The 528-nt window shown below is 48.5% G+C and carries 1 pseudogene; it reads right to left on the bottom strand.

The features are described from left to right. Nucleotides 1-528: pseudogene (locus tag R7Z49_RS27385) on the bottom strand (phosphate ABC transporter permease); the annotation flags it as partial.

The following is a 528-nucleotide window of genomic DNA, read 5'->3' as shown; positions in this document are numbered from 1 at the left end:
CAATGGTAAAAATGGTAGGAATCACGGCAAAGCCCATCGCAAGGCCAACCACCAAGGAATTACGCTGATCAAAACCAATCCCGTGATTGGTCAAAAACAAACGCATATCGCCACCAAAGAAGGTTTGTTCAATACTTGGAGAAATCCAAACTCCGATACCAATCAACAGTAAAATCACTGGCATAAGAACCAGCGCATGCCATCCATTAGGTAGACGATTACGCAGAGATTGAGGTATCAGAGCCCACAAGCCCCCCATGACCATGGTGCTCAATGGCAACACAAACAACATCACCACGACCGTAATCAGATGGTCTTCGACTATCGGAGCAAACCATAACCCGGCAAGGAAACCGATGATGACGGTCGGCAGTGCTTCCATCAATTCAATGGACGGCTTAACCACTCGACGCATGCGTGGCGACATAAAATACGCCGTATAAATAGCGCCTAGCACCGCCAAAGGCACTGAAAACAGCATCGCAAACATAGCCGCTTTTATCGTGCCGAACGCAATCGGCACCAAGC

The sequence above is a fragment of the Vibrio sp. 1562 genome (genome assembly GCF_033340155.1).
In the GTDB taxonomy this organism is placed as follows: domain Bacteria; phylum Pseudomonadota; class Gammaproteobacteria; order Enterobacterales; family Vibrionaceae; genus Vibrio; species Vibrio alginolyticus.
The sequence above is the reverse complement of the archived record's forward strand: the minus strand, read 5'-3'. Positions and strand labels throughout refer to the sequence as shown.